The organism is Nocardia sp. NBC_01503 (assembly GCF_036327755.1).
Taxonomy (GTDB): Bacteria; Actinomycetota; Actinomycetes; order Mycobacteriales; family Mycobacteriaceae; genus Nocardia.
In genome coordinates, this window is the sequence record NZ_CP109596.1 from 3,327,762 (window position 1) to 3,347,209 (window position 19,448).

At 69.4% G+C, this 19,448-nt stretch carries 2 protein-coding genes (both cut by a window edge); both read left to right on the forward strand.

The annotated features are described in order from the left end of the window. A protein-coding gene (locus OHB26_RS15065) for a non-ribosomal peptide synthase/polyketide synthase (protein WP_330184784.1) crosses the window boundary here: on the forward strand, window positions 1-2,658 show its 3' end. It extends 15,339 nt beyond the left edge of the window; 2,658 of the gene's 17,997 nt are visible here — the last part of the coding sequence; its start codon lies off the left edge, out of view; its stop codon occupies window positions 2,656-2,658. After that, window positions 2,658-19,448 carry the 5' portion of a non-ribosomal peptide synthase/polyketide synthase gene (locus tag OHB26_RS15070; RefSeq protein ID WP_330184785.1) on the forward strand. Its footprint extends 11,775 nt past the window's final position, so the window shows 16,791 of its 28,566 coding nt (coding positions 1-16,791); its start codon is at window positions 2,658-2,660; its stop codon lies off the right edge, out of view. Before OHB26_RS15065 ends, OHB26_RS15070 begins: the two co-directional genes overlap by 1 nt.

Sequence of the window (19,448 nt, forward strand, 5' to 3'; positions counted from 1 at the left end):
GTATCGATCACCGCGTGCGAGGTGACCGAGCGCTCCGAGCAGGCGATCTCCATCGGCACCCCCGCCTGGAACAGCGGTGCCTATGTACTGGACGCGCGTCTGCAGCCGGTGCTGATCGGCGTACCCGGCGAGCTGTATCTCTCGGGTGCGCAGTTGGCGCGCGGCTACCACGGTCGCCCCGCGCTGACCGCGGATCGCTTCATCGCCAACCCGTTCGGCGCGGGCCGCCTGTACCGCACCGGCGATATCGTGCGCCGCCGTGCGGACGGCAGCCTGGAGTATGTCGATCGCGCCGATTTCCAGGTGAAGATCGGTGGCTTCCGGATCGAACTCGGTGAGGTCGAGACGGCGCTGCGCCGCCGGGACGGTGTCACCGCCGCGGTGGCGGTGGCCCGCGCCGATGGCAATGGGTCCAGGCTGGTCGCGTACGCGGCCGTGCCGGGCGCCGATCCCGCCCGCCACGAGGAGACGGCCGCCGCGCTGCGCACCGCGCTCGCCGCGGAGTTGCCGCAGTACATGGTCCCCGCCGCGCTGGTGGTGCTGGAGGCCCTGCCGCTCAATGCCAATGGCAAGGTCGATCGGGCCCGCCTGCCCGAGCCCGCCTTCGCCGCCGCCGTGTACCGCGCGCCGGTCTCGCGCGTCGAGCACCTGATCGCCGCGGCCTTCGCGGAGGTCATCGACATCGACACCGAAACCGTCGGCCTGGACGCGGATTTCTTCGCCCTGGGCGGTAATTCGCTGATGGCGACGCGTCTCGCGGCTCGCCTCGGCGCGGATCTGGGTGTGCGTGTTCCGGTGGCGGCGGTGTTCGAGGCCCCGACCGTGCTGGCCCTGGCCGAGCGGCTCGCGGCGATCGATCCGTCCGATGTCCGGCCCGCGCTGGTGCGCCGGACCACGGAAACGCCCGCACCGCTGTCGCTTTCGCAGCAGCGCATGTGGGTGGTCAACCGTCTGACCCCGGGGTCGGGTGCGTACAACGTGCCCGCCGCGATTCGCCTTCGCTCCGTCGACCCGCGCGTCGGAGCCCTGGATCAGGCTGCTCTGGCCGCCGCACTGCGGGATCTGGTGCAGCGCCACGAGATCCTGCGCACCCGCTACCCCGAGGTGGATGGCGAGGCGGTACAGCAGGTGCTCCCCGCGGACGAGGTGCGCTTCGATCTCACGCCGATGGCGCCGAACGGCGCCGATCTCGACGATCGAATCGCCGAAATCGTCTCCGCAGGTTTCGATGTCACTGTCGCACCGCCGGTGCGCGTGGCCCTGCTGGAGGTCTCCGCGGCCGAGCATGTGCTGGTCGTGGTCATGCACCACATCAGCACGGACGGCTACTCGGTCGCGCCGATGGCACGGGATCTGGTGCGGGCGTACACGAGTCGACTCGCGGGCTCCGCTCCGGAGTGGACGCCGCTGGCCATCCAGTACGGCGACTACAGCGCCTGGCAGCGCACCGTTCTCGGCGCTGAGGCTGATCCGGACAGCCTGCTCAACACCCAGCTCGGCTTCTGGCGCAGCGAACTGGCCGGACTGCCGGAGCAGCTGCCGCTGCCCACCGACCGTCCGCGCCCGGCCCGTCGCGAAATGCGCGGTGACACAATCGAGTTCGAGATCGAAGCAGATCTCACCGAGCGGCTGACCGCGGTCGCCCGCGAGCACAATGCCACCCTCTTCGGTGTCCTGCACAGCGCTTTCGCGGTGCTGCTGTCCAAGCTGTCGGGTCTGAGCGATATCGCCATCGGCGCGCCCGTCGCCGGTCGCGGTGAGCGGGCCCTGGACGACCTGATCGGCATGTTCGTCAATACCGTGGTGCTGCGCGCCGAGGTGGACGCGCGGGCCCCGTTCCACGAGCTGCTGCGTCAGGTTCGCGATCGCGATCTGGCCGCACTCGCCCAGGCCGATATCCCGTTCGAGCGCGTGGTGGAGGCGGTGCTGTCCGCCTCCGGCCGGGCCCGGTCCACCGCGTACACCCCGCTGTTCCAGGTCATGTTCACCTTCCAGAACATGAATACCGGCACGGTGACCCTTCCGGGTCTCGAGGTCGAGGTGCTCGAACCGCGCCTGACCGAGGCCAAGTTCGATCTCCAGCTGACCGCGCTGGAGCAGTACGACCCGCAGGGTCGCGTCACCGGATTGCGTATGCAATTCGCTTACGCGACAGACATTTTCGAAGCGGCCACGATTCGCCTGCTGGCGGAGCGGCTGCGGTGCGTACTCGACGCCATTGCCGCCGATCCGGCGGTCGCGGTGCGCGCCATCGATATTCGTACGGATTCGGAGCGGCCCCGCAGCGGCAACTCCGGTCCGGCGTCCACCCCGGCTCCGGGCGCGTCCGCGCGTCCGGAAGGGGCGGAGCGGACACCCGCCGAGGTGCCCGCGGCCGAGCTCCCGGCGCTTATCGCAGCCGCCGCCGAGCTGGCTCCCGACGCTGTGGCCGTCACGCATGGCGCGCACAACGTCACCTACCGCGACCTCGCCGCCAAGATCGCCACCGTCGCCCGGGCCATGGGTGCCGCGGCGAAGCCGGAGGCCCTGGTGAATGTCGCGCTCGCCGGTCTGGTGCCCGGCATCCTGGCCGCCCTCGGTGCGGGTGGCCTGTCCCAAGTCCTGCACACGCTCTCGGGCGCGGCGCAGGCGCTGGTTCAGTCAGAAGGAGACCTCTGATGTCTCGTGTGGAGTCGGTCGCCCTCAATCGGTTCGGTAACCATGCGGCGCTGCGTAGCGCCTATGGGGCCGCGGACCTGCCCAATCTGATCGAAACGGTGGCGGCCCTGGAGCCGGAGCGCATTGCGGTCCGGCACGGGGATGTCACCGTCGGCTACGGCGCACTCGCCGCCGAGCTGGGTGCGCTGGCCGAGGCCATGGGCGGCGCACTCGAGCCCGAGGCCCTGGTACAGGTGGTCATCTCGGGTCAATTGCCCGCGCTCATGGAGGGCGAGGAGGGCGCGCTCACCACCGTCCTCGAGGACCTCCTGAACGATGCCATCGAGGCCGCGGCCGCCGTGCTCACCCCGCACCTGGCCCCGGTCGAAACCCTGGGCACCCTCTTCGAGGACCAGGTGCGCCGCACCCCCGACGCGGTGGCGCTGCAGTTCGGCGGGGAGAGCCTGACCTACGCCGAATTCGATGCCCGCGCCAATGTATTGGCCCGGCACCTGCTCGATCTGGGTGTCGGCCCGGATGTACTGGTGGGCTTGGCCGTTCGGCGCTCCTTCGAGCTGCTGGTCGGCATGTACGCCATCGTGAAGGCCGGTGGCGCGTATGTGCCGCTGGATCCGGATCATCCGGCGGAGCGACTATCGTACGTGCTCGCGGTGGCGAATCCCGCTGTCGTACTGACTACTTCGGCCGATGAGCCGCAGTTCGAGACCGCCGTCCCGGTGCTGCGGATCGACGAATTCGAGCGCACCGCGGCCGCCGCCGACGATTCACCGGTCTCCGAGCTCGATGTGCCGCAGCCGATGGCGGACAATATCGCCTACGTCATCTTCACCTCCGGCTCCACCGGACGGCCGAAGGGCGTCGCGGTCTCGCATCGCGCGATCGTGGCGAATCTGCGCTGGCGCCAGCGCATGTACCGGATGCACGGCGCCGACGCGGTACTGCAGAAGACCCCGTTCACCTTCGATGTGTCGGTGTGGGAGTTCTTCTGGCCGCTGCAGGTCGGCGCACGCCTGGTGATCGCCGAACCCGATGGTCACCGCGATCCCGCGTATCTGCTGCGCACCATCGCCGACTACGGCATCAGCATCGCGCACTTCGTGCCCTCCATGCTCTCGGTCTTCGTCGCCGAGGCCGCCCGTGACGGCGTATCCGATTCGCTGCGTGCGGTTTTCGCCTCCGGCGAGGCCCTGCCCGCCGCCACCGCCGCCGATTTCCGCGATGTCAGCGGAGCCACGCTGCACAATCTGTACGGCCCCACCGAGGCGGCCGTCGACGTGACCGCCCACGAGGTGACCGCCGCCGATATCGTGCAGGTGCCGATCGGCGCGGCCGCCGATGACACCGATCTGCTGGTCCTGGATGACAATCTGCGCCCGGTCCCGGCCGGTGTGGTCGGCGAGTTGTACCTGGCCGGAGTGCAATTGGCGCGGGGCTATGTGGCGCGTGCCGGGCTCACCTCGGAACGCTTCGTCGCCAATCCCGAGGGTGCGCCGGGCGATCGCATGTACCGCACCGGTGACCTGGTGCGCTGGCAGCAGGTGGACGGCGGGCCGGACGAGCTGGAGTACCTGGGCCGCAGTGACTTCCAGGTGAAGCTGCGCGGTCTGCGCATCGAACTGGGCGAGGTCGAGGCCGCCCTGCTCAGCCATGACAAGGTCGCGCAGGCGGCGGTCGTACTGCACCGCAACGCCACCGGTGATCACCTGGTCGGCTATGTGGTGCCCGCGGCCGACTCGCTGGATACGGTCGAGGTGCTGGCGGCGGCCCGCGAGCGACTGCCGGAGTACATGGTGCCCGCCCTGCTGGTGGTGCTGCCGGAGTTCCCGCTCAACCCGAACGGCAAGCTGGACCGGCGCGCGCTGCCCGAACCCGAATTCACCGATAGCGCGGTGGAATTCCGCGCCCCGGAGACCACTGCCGAACTGGCCGTCGCGGCCATCTTCGCCGATCTGCTCGGTACCGATCGGATCGGCGCGGACGACGATTTCTTCGCCCTCGGCGGTAATTCGCTCATCGCCACCCGCGCCATCGCCCGGGTCTCCGAGGCGCTGCGCATCACCTTCGATGTGCGCGACTTCTTCGACCGCCCCACCGTGGCGGCCCTGGCGCTGCTCGCCGATGATCCGACCGCACAGGTGGATTCGGATGCGGCGCTGATCGGCCCGGCCGAGTTCGACGCCGACCGCCCCGTGCTGTCGGCGGGGGAGCGGCCCGCCCTGGTTCCGCTCTCGCCCGCACAGCAGCGCATGTGGTTCCTGAACCGCCTCGCGCACACCGAATCAGACACGGCCGCGGATGGATTCGACGCGGCGGCGGTCGACAATGTGATCGTCGCCCTGCGCCTGCGGGGTGAGCTGGACGCGGCCGCCCTCACCGCGGCGGTCACCGATCTGATCGCCCGCCACGAGGTGCTGCGCACCTCCTACCCGCAGACCCCCGCCGGTCCGATCCAGCTCGTGCACTCCGCCCCACTCGGGCAGATCGCCGCGGGCCATCCGATCGCGGACGAGCTGACCCCGGTCGACACCACCGACGCGCTGCTGCGCTCGGCCATCGAGGCGCAGGCCCGGCGCGGATTCGATGTCTCCGCGCAGATTCCGCTGCGGCTGCGCCTGTTCCGGGTCGATCCCGCCGATCACACCCTGGTGCTGGTCGTGCACCATATCGCCGCCGACGGCGTCTCCATGGCCCCGCTGGTCCGCGATCTGGTCGAGGCGTACACCGCGCGCCGTGCGGGGGAGTGGCCCGGCTGGGCTCCGCTGGATGTGCAGTACGCCGACTACGCCCTGTGGCAGCAGCGACTGCTGGGTGACGACGCCGATCCGGAATCGCTTGCCGCCCGCCAGCTCTCGTTCTGGACCCGGGAGCTCGCCGAACTCCCCGCGCAGTTGGATCTGCCCGCCGATCGCCCCCGCCCCGCGGTGAGCGGATACCGGGGCGCGACAGTCGGTTTCGATATCGATGCCGAGCTGCGCACCGCCATCGACCACATTGCCGCGCAGAGCCGGGCGACCCCGTTCATGGTGCTGCACGCGGCGCTGGCCGCCCTGCTGGCGCGCCTGTCCGGCACCACCGATATCGCCATCGGCACCGCCGTGGCCGGTCGTGGTGAACGCGCGCTGGACGATCTGGTCGGCATGTTCGTCAACACCCTGGTGCTGCGCACCGAGGTACGCGGTGAGCTCTCCTTCACCGACCTGGTTTCGGTTGCGCGCGAACGTGATCTGCGCGCCTTCGCGCACCGCGATGTGCCGTTCGAACGCCTGGTGGAGGTGCTCAACCCCGCTCGCGCGCGCAATCGCCACCCGCTCTTCCAGGTGGCGCTGGTGCTGCAGAACCTCGGCGCGGAAACCCCCGAACTCCCCGGCCTCGAAGCCGAGCTGGTCGAATTCGACTCCGGCTTCGCCAAATTCGACCTGCAGCTGACCGTCGCCGCGCAGGGCGACGGCTATCGCGCCGAATTCAATTACGCCACAGAACTCTTCGACGAACCCACGATCACCGAGTTCGCCGCCAAATTCACCCGCCTGTTGACCGCCGCCACCGCCGCTCCCGAACGCCCGGTCGGCGATATCGAACTCCTCGATATGGGTGAGCTCGACTACGTGGTGGACTCCTGGAACGCCACCGGTCACAAGGTCCCGGATCTGTTCCTGCACGCCGGTTTCGACGCCCAGGCGCAGCGCACCCCCGCGGCGCGCGCCCTGGTCTTCGGCGAGACCGAACTCAGCTACGCCGAACTCGACGAGCGCGCCAATCGACTGGCCCGCCTGCTCATCGACTCCGGTGTCGGCCCCGAATCCCTGGTCGTACTCGCCATGGCGCGCTCGGTGGAGCTCATTGTCGCCATGTACGCCGTGCTGCGCGCCGGTGGCGCGTACGTGCCCATCGACCCTTCGCACCCGATCGAGCGCATCGGCCATATTCTCGACACCGCCCAACCGCAGCTCGTATTGACCACCGCCGGTGACGGTTTCGCCCTGCCCGCGGGCATCGACCTCCCGCTGCACCGCGTCGACGAACTGGATCTGGAGGGCTTCGATCCCGGTCGCGTCACCGACCGTGACCGCCGCGCCACCCTGCACCCGGAGCATCCGGCCTACGTCCTGTTCACCTCCGGCTCCACCGGCAAGCCCAAGGGCGTCGCCGTGAGCCACCGCGCCATCGCCAATCAGATGGCGTGGATGCAGGCCGAATACCGTATCGGCCGCAAGGACGTCTACCTGCAGAAGACCGTCTCCACCTTCGATGTCTCGCTATGGGGCTACTTCCTGCCGCTGCGCGCCGGGGCCACCATGGTGCTGGCCGCCCCCGACGGCCACCGCGATGCCCGGTATCTCGCGGAAACCGTCGCCGAGCACAGGGTTACGCTCACCGACTTCGTCCCCTCCATGCTGGCGGTCTTCGCCACCCACGCCGAGCCCGGTGAACTCGATTCGCTGCGTGAGGTTTTCGTCGCCGGTGAGGCGTTCCCGCCGGAGACGGTCACTGCCTTCCGCGCGGTCTGCGATGCCGGTCTGCACAACCTGTACGGACCCACCGAGGCCGCGGTCACCGTCACCTTCCGCGAAGTCGGCGAGGAGACCCAGGCCGTCCCCATGGGCGAGCCGGAGTGGAACACCCAGGTCTACGTGCTGGATTCGCGCCTGCGCCCCGCCCCCATCGGCGTACCCGGTGAGCTCTACCTGGCGGGCGTGCAGCTGGCGCGCGGCTACCACCGCCGTGTCGACCTCACCTCGGATCGCTTCGTGGCCAACCCCTTCGGCCTCGGCGGCGAGCGCATGTACCGCACCGGCGACCTGGTGAAGTGGACCCCGGAGGGTGAGCTGGTCTACCTGGGCCGCATCGACTTCCAGGTCAAGTTCCGCGGCCAGCGCATCGAACTCGCCGAGATCGAGACCGCCCTGCTCACCGCCCCCGAGGTCGCGCAGGCCGCGGTCCGGGTCATCCCCGGTGACACCGGCGACTTCCTCGCCGGGTACGTAATCCGCACGCCCGGAACCGATCTCGACACCGACGCGCTGCGTGAGCGCCTCACCAAGCTGGTCCCCGCGTACATGGTGCCCACCGTGATCGTCGAACTCGCCGAGTTCCCGCTCGGCACCAGCGGCAAGCTCGATCGCGGCGCCCTGCCCGTTCCGACACTGGCCGCCAAGCGTTTCCGCGCCCCCGTCGATGCCGCCCAGCGCCTGGTCGCCCGCGTCTTCGCCGAGGTGCTCGGCCTGGAGCACATCGGCCTGGACGACGACTTCTTCGCCCTCGGTGGCAGCTCCCTCTACGCCACCCAGGTCACCGCCCGCACCGGAGCCGAACTGGGCGTGCGTATTCCGGTCCGCACCCTGTTCGACGCGGGCACCGTCGAGGGCTTCGCCGCCGCCGTCGGCGAATTGGCCGCCGCCACCGTGCGTCCCGCCCTGGTCCCGCAGCCCCGCACCGACCGCGTCCCGCTCTCCTCCGCCCAGCAGCGCCTGTGGTTCCTGAACCGCCTGGAGAGCGAGCAGGAGCGCCCCAGCAGCTACAACCTGCCGGTGGTACTCCGACTGACCGGCCGCCTCGACGTAATGGCCATGGAGCAGGCCGTCCTGGACGTGCTCGCCCGCCACGAGTCACTGCGCACCTACTACCCGGATACCGAATTCGGCCCGTACCAGAAGACCCTCGACCCCGTCGATGTCGGCCTCACCCTGAACCCGGTGCCGGTACAGGAGTCCGAGATCGTCGCGGCGGTCACCGCCATCGCCCAGGCCCCGTTCGATGTGGTGCGCGAATTGCCCTCGCGCATCGCGCTTTTGGTGGTCGATCGCGGGGCCGACGCGCCCTTCGACTCCGATGAGTACGTGCTGGTCATGGTCCTGCACCACATCACCGGCGATGCCCTCTCGATGGGGCCGCTGGTCGCCGATCTGGTGCGCGCCTACACCGCTCGGCTCGGCGGCTCGGCCCCCGACTGGGAGCCCCTGGCCATCCAGTACGCCGACTACAGCCTCTGGCAGCGCGCCCTGCTCGGCTCGGATACCAATCCCGGCGACCTGGCCCATCAGCAGCTCGAATTCTGGCGTGACACCCTCGCCGGACTCCCGGCCCAGCTGGCCCTGCCCGCCGATCGCCCGCGCCCCGCGCAGCCGGATAACAGCGGCGGCACAGTCGATTTCACCATCGGCAGCGAGGTTCTCACCGACCTGCGCGAGCTGGCGCGCCGTACCCAGGCCACGCTCTTCATGGTGGTGCACGCCGCCTTCGCCGCCACCCTGGCCCGCCTCTCGGGTACCGGTGATATAGCCATCGGCACTCCGGTCGGCGGCCGTGGTGAACGCGAGCTGGACGCCCTCATCGGCATGTTCGTCAACACCCTGGTGCTGCGCACCGAGGTCGACCCCGCCGCCCCGTTCACCGATCTGCTCGCCCGTGCCCGCGACACCGACCTGGCCGCCTTCGCCAATGCCGATCTCCCCTTCGAACGTCTCGTCGACGATCTGGTGGTGGATCGCTCGACCGGTGCGCACCCGCTCTTCCAGGTCATGCTCAGCTTCGGTGAAGACCGCGGTGAGGCAATGGAATTCAAGTTGCCGGGCCTGACCGTGACGCCGATCGAACTTCCGGATACGGTCGCGAAGTTCGATCTCCAACTGGTCGTCAACACGACTGTGGACAACCGACTGACCGCCAGCCTGCGCTACGCCGCCGAACTCTTCGACCGGGCCACCGCGACCGCCCTCACCACCCGGCTGTCCCGTGTCCTGGCGGCCGTCGCGGCCGACGCCGAGGTACGCATCGGTGATATCGAGCTGCTCGAAGCCGCCGAGCAGGAGTTGGTTCTACGCCGCTGGAATGACACCGCCGCACCGGTCGACGCGACCGCCACGCTGGTCTCCCTCTTCGAGGCACAGGCGCTGACCAGCCCCGACGCAACCGCCATCGAGTTCGACGGGACAGCTCTGTCCTACGCCGAGTTCGCCGCGAGCGTGCACCGCCTGGCCCGCTACCTGGTCGACCAGGGCGTGGGGGCGGAATCCGCGGTCGCCCTGGGCATGCGCCGCTCCCTCGACCTGGTGATCGGCATGTACGCGGTCATCGCAGCCGGTGGCGCGTACGTCCCGCTGGACCCGGACCACCCCGCCGACCGCACCCGCTACATCATCGAGACGGCGCGGCCGGTCTGCGTACTCACCTCCGGTCAGGATCTGGATGAGGCCGGGGCACAGCAGGTTCGGCTCGATCGGCTCGACCTGTCCGCCTACTCCGATGCCCCACTGCGCGATACCGATCGGGTCGCCGCGTCGCGGCCGTCGAACACCGCCTACATCATCTTCACCTCCGGTTCGACCGGCCGCCCCAAGGGCGTCGCGGTCTCGCACGCCGCCATCGTCAACCGGCTGGTCTGGATGCAGGCGCGGTACGGTCTGACCTCCGCCGATGTCGTACTGCAGAAGACCCCCGCCACCTTCGACGTCTCGGTGTGGGAGTTCTTCTGGCCCTTGCAAATCGGCGCGAAGCTGGTCGTGGCCAAGCCGGACGGGCATCGCGATCCGGCGTATCTGGCCGAGCTCATCGGCGAGCGCGGTGTCACCACCGCGCATTTCGTGCCGTCCATGCTGGCGGTCTTCGTCGCTGAGCCCAAGGCCGCCGAATGTGGTTCGCTGCGACAGGTTTTCGCCTCGGGTGAGGCGCTGCCCGCCCCGACCGCACAGCAGCTGCGCGTCCTGACCGGCGCCGCCCTGCACAATCTGTACGGTCCCACCGAGGCCGCGGTCGATGTGACCTTCCACGAGGTGACCGATGCCGATACCCACTCGGTGCCCATCGGCGCACCGGTCTACAACACCCAGCTCTATGTGCTCGACGCTCGACTGCGTCCCGTTCCCGTCGGCGTGCCCGGCGAGCTCTACCTGGCCGGAGCGCAGCTGGCCACCGCGTACGCGATGCGCCCCGACCTGACCTCGGATCGCTTCATCGCCAATCCGTTCACCCCCGGCGCGCGCATGTACCGCACCGGCGACCTCGTCGTCTGGACCGCCGAGGGCGAACTGGAGTACCTGGGCCGCACCGACTTCCAGGTGAAGCTGCGCGGTCTGCGCATCGAGCTCGGCGAGATCGAATCCGCGCTCACCGCACAGGATTCCATCGCTCAGGCCGTGGTGGTGGTGCGCGACGACACCGGCGCCGGTGATCGCCTGGTCGCCTACCTGGTGCCCGAGGCCACGGCCCGCATCGAGATCGATCTGCTGAAGCTCGCCCTCGATCAGCGGTTGCCCGCCTACATGGTGCCCGCGGCCTTCGTGGTGCTGGACGCGTTGCCGCTCAACGCCTCCGGCAAGCTGGATCGTCTCGCGCTGCCCGCCCCGGTCACCGCATCGCGCTCCTTCCAGGCCCCCGCCACCCGGAGCGAGCGGGTCGTCGCCCGCATCTTCGGCGAGGTACTCGGCCTGCGGGCGCCGGTCGGCGCCGGAGACGACTTCTTCGAACTCGGCGGCAACTCGCTCATCGCCACCCGACTGGTGGCCCGGCTCGGCGCGGCCCTGGACACCCAGGTGCCACTGCGGACGCTCTTCGAGCACAGTACGGTCGCCGAGCTCGCCGCCTACGCCGGTGAACATGCCGGTGAGGGCGCCCGGCCCGCACTGGTGGCGGGCCCGCGCCCGGACGAGATCCCGCTCTCGCTGGCCCAGCGCCGCATGTGGTTCCTGAACCGGTTCGACACCGACTCCGTGGTGGACAATATCCCGCTGGCGGTGCGGCTCACCGGTGCTCTCGATACCGAGGCGCTGCTCGCGGCGGTCGCCGATGTGGTGGACCGGCACGAGGTACTGCGCACCATCTACCCGGCGAACGCGAACGGCCAAGGCGTGCAGGTGATCCTGCCCGCCGGGCAGGGCCTGCCGGATCTGGGTCCGGAACGGGTGACCGAGGCGGAGATCACCGGCCGCGTCCGCGATCTGGTACTCGCCGGATTCGATGTGACGGTGCGGGTTCCCGCGCGCGCCAGGCTTTTCCAGGTGACCGACGCCGAATCACCCACGCATGTACTGGCTCTCGTGGTGCACCACATCGCCGGTGACGGTTGGTCGGTGCATCCGCTCGCCCGCGACATCATGACCGCCTACGCCGCCCGCACGGCCGGCGCCGCACCAACTTGGGCGCCGCTGGCCGTGCAGTACGCCGACTACGCGCTGTGGCAGCGCACCGTGCTCGGCGCCGAGGAGGATCCCGACTCGGTCATCGCGCAGCAGGCCGAATTCTGGTCGAAGACGCTGGCCGGACTCCCGGATCAGCTGGAGCTGCCTACGGATCGCCCGCGCCCGGCGGTCGCCTCCTACCGCGGTGACGTGCACGGCTTCTCGATCGACACGGTGCTGTTGGACGAGCTGAACGCATTGGGCCGCAAGCACGGGGTCAGCCTGTTCATGGTGGTGCACACCGCGTTCGCCGCCCTGCTCGCCCGACTCTCCGGTCAGCCCGATATCGCCATCGGCACACCGGTGGCGGGCCGCGGCGAGGCGGTGCTGGACGACGCGGTCGGCATGTTCGTCAACACCCTGGTGCTGCGCACGCCGGTCGATGCCGGTGCGACCTTCCCCGAACTGCTGGCCGCGGTCAAGGACATCGATCTGGCCGCCTTCGGACATGCCGAGCTGCCGTTCGAGCGGCTCGTCGAGATCCTCGATCCGGCACGCTCACAGGCCCGGCATCCGCTGTTCCAGGTGATGCTCTCCTTCCAGAACACCGGCAGCACCACCTTCGCGCTGCCCGGCCTCGATGTCACCGGCCTACCGGTGGAAGTGGCCGCCGCCAAGGTCGACCTACAGCTCAACTTCTCCGAGGTACCGGGTATCGACGGCCTGGCCGCCGAATTCACCTACGCCACAGATCTGTTCGATGCCGCGACGATCGCCGCGCTGGCCGAGCGCCTGCTGTGGGTGCTGCGCGCCGCGGTCGACGAGACCGAGGCGCCGATCGGCGATATCGATCTGCTGCGTGCCGACGAGCGCCGCCGGGTACTGGGCGAATGGAACACCGGCGCCGTCGAACTCGCCGCCGGTCGGTCGGAAGAGACTGCCGCGAACCTGGTTTCGCTGTTCGAGGCCCAGGCACTGACCAGCGCCGACGCACCCGCGATCAGCTTCGACGGGACCGGTCTGTCCTACGCCGAGTTCTCCGCTCGTGTCCATCGCCTGGCCCGGCATCTCATCGCACAGGGCGTCGGTCCCGAGACCACCGTGGCCCTTGCCATCCGGCGCTCGATCGATCTCGTCGTCGCCATGTACGCGGTGCTGGAGTCCGGCGCGGCGTATGTCCCGCTGGATCCCGATCAGCCCGCCGACCGTATCGAGTACGTGCTCGATACCGCGCGCCCGATCGTCATCCTGACCTCGAGCCGCGACGACTTCCGCGCCAGCCGGTTCACCCCGGTCCTGGCCGTGGACGCCCTGGAGCTGGACGGCTACCGCCACACCCCGATCACCGATGCGGAACGCCTTGCCCCGCTGCGGCCTTCGAACACCGCGTATGTCATCTTCACCTCCGGTTCCACCGGCCGCCCCAAGGGTGTCGCGGTCTCGCACGCCGCCATCGTGAATCGTCTGCTGTGGATGCAGCACGAGTACCCGATCGATGCGAATGACGCTGTGCTGCAGAAGACCCCGGCGACCTTCGACGTCTCGGTGTGGGAGTTCTTCTGGCCCTTGCAGACCGGCGCGAAGCTGGTCGTGGCCAAGCCGGACGGTCATCGCGATCCGGCCTATCTCGCACAGCTCATCGCCGAAGAGCGCATCACCACGGCGCATTTCGTGCCGTCGATGCTCTCGGTCTTCGTCGCACACCTCGAATCCGGCAGGTCAGGAACTCCGGACGGAATCGTGCCCGAATGTGATTCGCTGCGACAGGTTTTCGCCTCGGGTGAGGCGCTGCCCGCCTCCACCGCACAGGAGCTGCGTGCCCTGACCGGTGCGGCGCTGCATAATCTGTACGGCCCCACCGAGGCAGCTGTCGATGTGACGTACCACGAGGTCACGGCCGCGGATACGCTCTCGGTGCCGATCGGCCGCCCGGTCTGGAACACCCGGGTGTACGTGCTGGACGCACGACTGCACCCCGTCGCCCCCGGTGTCGCGGGTGAGCTGTACCTGGCGGGGGATCAGCTGGCGCGCGGTTATCTCGAGCGTGCCGACCTGACCTCGGATCGCTTCGTCGCCAACCCGTACGAGCCCGGTGCGCGCATGTACCGCACCGGCGATCTGGTGAAGTGGACCGGCGCGGAGCTGGAGTACCTGGGCCGCACCGACTTCCAGGTGAAGCTGCGCGGTCTGCGCATCGAGCTCGGCGAGATCGAGGCCAAGCTCACCGCGCTGGACTCCGTCGGCCAGGCGGTCGTGGTGGTGTACTCGGACGAGCGCCTGGGCGCACAGTTGGTGGCGTACCTGGTGGCGACCGGTGCCGCGATCGAGATCGACGCGGTTCGTACCGAGCTCGCCGCGGTCCTGCCCGGCTATATGGTGCCCGCCGCCTTCGTACTGCTGGATGCCATGCCGCTCAATGCCTCCGGCAAGCTGGATCGCAGGCAGCTGCCCCCTCCGGTCTTCGAGGCCAAGGTCTTCCGCGCCCCCGTGACCCCCGTTCAGGAGATCGTGGCGGGCACCTTCGCCGCCGTGCTCGGCGCGGAGACCGTCGGCCTGGACGACGACTTCTTCGGGCTCGGCGGCAATTCACTGCTGGCCACCCAGGTGACCGCGCGGCTCGCGGCGGCCGTCGTCGCCGAGTTGAGCGTGCGTGACCTCTTCGAGGCGAGCACCGTCGCGGCGCTGGCGACCCTGCTGGAATCCCGCGCGGGCACCGCCGCCGAGCGCCCGCCGCTGATCGCCGGTGTGCGCCGGGCGGAGCTGCCGCTGTCACTGGCACAGCAGCGCATGTGGTTCCTGAACCGCTTCGATCCGGAGTCGGCGGTGGACAATATCCCGCTCGCCGTGCGCCTGCGCTCGGACTCCACCGGTGCGCTCGACACCGCGGCGCTGCGCCTGGCGGTCGGCGATGTCATCGACCGCCACGAGGTGCTGCGCACCGTCTACCCGGCCACCGAACAGGGGCGCGGCGTCCAGGTCGTGCTGCCGCCCGGGCAGTCGATCGGCGATCTCGCTCCGATCGCGGTCACCGAGGATGAGCTGCACGAGCGGATCGCCGATCTCGCCGGCGGCGCCTTCGATGTAACCGCCGAAATCCCCGTTCGCGCGGCGCTTTTCAGCCTGCCGTCCGGAACCGAGCATGTGCTGGTGCTGGTCATGCACCACATCTCCGGTGACGGCTGGTCACTCGGCCCGCTGGCCCGCGATGTGCTTTCGGCCTACGCCGCGCGTGCGGAAGGGCAAGCGCCGCAGTGGGTTCCGCTGCCGCTGCAGTACGCGGACTACGCGCTGTGGCAGCGCGAGGCGCTGGGCGCGGAGACCGATCCCGACTCCGTCATCGCACGCCAGCTCCGTTACTGGGGCGAGGCGCTCGCCGCCCTCCCGGAGGAGCTGCGCCTGTCCGCCCGCCCGCGCCCGGCCGTGGCCTCTCGGCGGGCCGGTACGCACCGCTTCGAGGTACCCGCCGAAGTGGTGACGGGGCTGCACCGGGTGGCGCGCGCACAGGGCGCCACGCTGTTCATGGTGGTGCACGGCGCGTTCGCCGCTCTGCTGGCACGCCTGAGCGGCAGCGAGGACATCGCCGTCGGCATTCCGGTCGCCGGCCGCGGCGAACAGGCCCTGGACGATCTGATCGGCATGTTCGTCAACACCCTGGTGCTGCGCACGCGGGTCGACACCGGCGCGAGCTTCACCGATCTGCTGAAGACGGTGCGCGAGCGCGATCTCGCCGCCTTCGCGCACGCCGACGTTCCGTTCGAGCGTCTGGTCGAGGTGCTGAACCCGGCCCGCTCGCAGGCCCGCCATCCGCTATTCCAGGTCATGCTGTCCTTCCAGAACCAGGGCGGCGCGGCGCTCGAGCTGCCCGGACTGAGCGTCGCCGAACTCGGCCTCGACCAGCAGGCCGCCAAGTTCGATCTGCAGCTCTCCCTCGGTGGCGGTCTGGACGAGTCCGCGATGAACGCCGAACTCGTCTACGCCACAGACCTTTTCGATGCCGATTACGCGGACGCGTTCGCGCGCCGCCTGCTGCTGGTGCTCGCCGCGATCACCCTCGATCCCGCCGTCTGCCTCGGCGATGTCGAGCTGCTGGACACCGTCGAGCGCGAGCGGGTGCTGTGCGAGTGGAACGACACCGAGGCCGACCTGTGGTTGGAAGGTGTCGCGCCCAACCTGGTTTCACTCTTCGAGGCACAGGCCACGCGTTCCGAGCACGCCACCGCGGTGAGCTTCGAGGGCGCCGAACTGTCGTACGGCGAGTTCTCCGAGCGGGTGAACCGGCTGGCCCGGCACCTGATCTCGCACGGGGTCGGACCGGACTCCGTTGTCGCCCTGGGTATGCGGCGTTCGATGGATCTGGTTGTCGGTATGTACGCCGTACTCACCGCGGGCGGCGCTTACGTGCCGTTGGATCCGGATCAGCCCGTCGATCGCATCGAATACATTCTCGCCACCGCCGATCCCGTCGCGGTACTGACCTCGGGTGAGGATCTCACCATCGACACCGCGCAGGTGCGCATCGATCTGCTGGACCTGTCCGGCTGGTCGGCGGCGCCGGTTGTCGATGCCGAGCGCCGTCGCCCGCTGCGGGCGGCCAATACCGCCTACGTCATCTTCACCTCCGGCTCCACCGGTCGCCCCAAGGGCGTGGCCGTGCCGCATTCGGCGATCGTCAACCGTCTGGTGTGGATGCAGTCCGAATACGGCCTGACCGCCGATGATGTTGTGCTGCAGAAGACCCCGGCCACCTTCGACGTCTCGGTATGGGAGTTCTTCTGGCCCTTGCTGACCGGCGCCCGCCTGGTGCTGGCCAAGCCCGAGGGGCATCGCGATCCCGCCTACCTGGCGCGGATCATCGCCGAAGCAGGCGTCACCACAGCGCATTTCGTGCCGTCCATGCTGTCGGTCTTCATCGCCGAGGACGGCGCCGCCGAATGCCTGTCACTGCGTATGGTCTTCGCGTCCGGTGAGGCGCTGCCAGCGTCGACCGCACAGGGCCTGCGCCGGCTCACCGGTGCGGCGCTGCACAATCTGTACGGTCCCACCGAGGCGGCCGTCGACGTCACCTATCACGAGGTGACCGATGCCGATACCGTGACGGTGCCGATCGGCGCTCCGGTGTGGAATACCCAGGTGTACGTGCTGGATTCGCGTCTGCACCCGGTGGGTGCGGGCGTGGCGGGTGAGCTCTACCTCGCCGGTGAACAGCTGGCCCGCGGCTATCTGGGCCGCCCCGATCTCTCCGCGGACCGTTTCGTGGCCAATCCGTTCACCCCGGGCGAGCGCATGTACCGCACCGGCGACCTCGTCGTCTGGACCGCCGAGGGCGAACTGGAGTACCTGGGCCGCACCGACTTCCAGGTCAAGCTGCGCGGTCTGCGCATCGAACTCGGCGAGATCGAGGCCGCGCTCACCGCGTATGCCACGGTCTCCCAGGCGGTCGTGGTGCTGCGCTCGGACGCGCACACCGGTGAGCAGCTGGTCGGCTATGTGATCCCCGCGAGCGGGCCGATCGATATCGCCGAGCTGCGGACCGAACTCGCGAACCGGCTCCCGTCCTATATGGTCCCGGCCGCCTTCGTGGTCCTGGACGCCTTCCCGCTCAGCGCCAACGGCAAGCTGGATCGTGGCGCACTGCCCGCCCCCGAGTTCACCGCGGCCGCCTTCCAGGCCACCGTCGGTGAGACCGAGGCCCTGGTGGCCGCGACCTTCGCCGATCTGCTCGGCGTCCAGCGCGTCGGCGCGGCCGATGACTTCTTCGCCCTGGGCGGCAATTCGCTCATCGCCACCCAGCTCGCCGCACGTCTCACCAAGGCACTCGGGACCCCGGTCCCCGTGCGAACGGTTTTCGACGCCGCCACCGTGCGTGAACTCGCGGCGCGGGTCACCACGCTGGCCAATGACGCCGACGCGAATCTGCCGCTGCCCCCGCTGGTTTCGCAGCAACGCGCGGAGCGCATTCCGCTCTCCATCGCCCAGCAGCGCATGTGGTTCCTGAACCGCTTCGACGCCAGGAGCGGTGGGTACAACATCCCGTTCGCGCTGCGCCTGACCGGTGCGTTGAATGTGCCCGCGCTGCGGGCCGCCATCGCCGATGTGATCAACCGGCACGAAACCCTGCGCACCCTGTATCCGGAGCGCGACGGTGAGGCCACCCAGCTGATCCTGCCCGCCGGCACGCATCTGGTGGAGCTCGAGCCCGAGACCATCTCCGCCGCCGAACTGCCCGCACTGGTGGAGTCGGTCTCGGCGACCGTCTTCGACGTCACCGTGGAGGTGCCCATCCGGGTGCGGCTGCTGGAGCTCGCCGACGAACACCCGCACACCCACATCCTGCTGTTCGTGGTGCACCATATCGCCGCGGACGGCTGGTCCTTCGCGCCGCTGACCCGCGACCTGGCCAAGGCGTATGTGGCGCGCTGCGCGAATACCGTCCCCAATCTCGGCGTCCCGCCGGTGCAGTACGCGGATTTCGCCATCTGGCAGCGTGATTCGCTCGGCACCGTCGCCGATGAGGACTCGGTGCTGGCCCGGCAGCTGCGCTTCTGGAAGCGTCGCCTGGAGGGTGCGCCGGAGCTGCTCACCCTGCCCTCGGATCGGCCCCGCCCGGCGGTGGCCAGTAACCGCGGTGCGGCGCTGCTCGGCACCCTGGACGCCGAATTGCACTCGGAAATCATGGAATTCGCGGCCGAGCACCGGGTGACCCCGTTCATGGTGCTGCACACCGCGCTGGCGGTGCTGTTGGCCCGGCTCTCCGGCACCTCGGACATCGTCATCGGCACCCCGGTCGCGGGCCGCGGTCAGCAGGAGTTGGACGATCTGGTCGGCATGTTCGTCAATACCCTGGTGCTGCGCAGCGATATTCGCCCGGGCGCCGCGCTGGCCGAGCTGCTCGCCCAGGTGCGTGACACCGATCTGGCGGCCTTCGATCATGCCGCCCTGCCCTTCGAGGCACTGGTCGACGCGTTGAATCCGGTGCGCTCCCAGGCGCATTCGCCGGTCTATCAGGTCGCGTTCACCCTGCAGAACCATGCCAAGCCGGAGTTCCGCCTGCAGCGCCTGGCCATCTCCGGACTCGATGCCGGAGTGCCGCCCATCCAGTTCGATATGGACTGGACCATGCACGATCACTACACCGACGGTGTGCCCGCCGGTATCGACGTGCACGTGCACTACGCGCTGGATCTGTTCGACGAGAACACCATCGGCGAATTCCTGATCCGCTACGAGCGGGTGCTGCGCGCCATGATCGCCGATCCGCGGATCGCCGCCGGTGATGTGGAGCTCATGTCCGTGGCCGAACGTGGTGTGGTGCTCTCCGATCGCAATGCCACCGCCCGGATCGTTCCGCGCGAAACCCTCGCCGATCTGCTGGATCGCCGCGCCGCGGTCGATCCGGACTTGACCGCCCTCGTGCTCGAGGACGCCACGCTCAGCTACGCCGAGTTCGCCGCGCGGGTGAACGGCCTGGCGCGCTGGCTGATCGGACAGGGCGTCGGCCCGGACGATATCGTCGGCGTCACCGCGCAGCGCAGCTTCGACATGGTGATCGCGCTGTACGCCATCGTCACCGCCGGTGCGGCCTACCTGCCGGTGGACCCGGCGCACCCGGCCGATCGCCTCGCTCATGTCCTGGGCACCGCCGAGACGAGCCTGGTACTCGCCGTCGACGGTGCGACC